This is a genomic window from Pontimicrobium sp. MEBiC01747 (genome assembly GCF_053601635.1).
Genome location: NZ_JBSHNS010000411.1, coordinates 1 through 723 on the forward strand (window position 1 = coordinate 1; position 723 = coordinate 723).

The following is a 723-nucleotide window of genomic DNA, read 5'->3' on the forward strand; positions in this document are numbered from 1 at the left end:
ATCCTGGGCCAGGTATTATACCATCTGTAAATAGAAATGTATTTGCTACACTACAGTTTAAATTTTAAAAAATAAAAATAATAATACATGAAAAACTCTTATTTAGTACTCTTAATAGTCATTTTATTTAGCGCATGTAAAAGCGATAAAAAAACAGAGACACAAGAAGACAATAAAACAGAAGTGAAAAAAGAAGAAGTAAATGTATATACACATAGACACTATCCAGCAGATCAAGAATTATTTGCAAGTTTTGAAAAGCAGACAGGAATTAAGGTAAATGTTGTTAATGCAAAAGCAGACGAGCTTATTCAAAAAATGATAGTAGAAGGAGAAGCATCTCCTGCCGATGTATTAATTACTGTAGATGCAGGACGTTTAGTTCGTGCTACAGATAAAGGATTGTTACAAACAGTAAATTCAGAGCTATTAAATAAAACAATACCGCTTAACTTAAGAGGAGAAAATAATGAATGGTTTGCCCTAACAAAGCGAGCTCGTGTTATCGCTTATGCAAAAGATAGAGTAAAACCAGAACAATTATCTACTTACGAGAATTTAGCATCAAGTAATTGGAAAAATAAAATATTAGTAAGATCATCAAATAATATATATAATCAATCACTAATGGCATCTATTATAGCTAATAATGGAGAGGAAGTAGCAAAAGACTGGGCAGAAAAAGTTGTAAATAATATGTCTAGATCTCCACAAGGAAATGAT

1 protein-coding gene is annotated in these 723 nt (G+C 30.6%); it reads left to right on the forward strand.

Annotated elements, in window-relative coordinates; genetic code table 11:
* Positions 1-87: 87 nt before the first annotated feature.
* On the forward strand, positions 88-723 hold a 636-nt coding region (locus ACVC2P_RS13140; RefSeq protein ID WP_452598915.1), incomplete at its 3' end, for an extracellular solute-binding protein.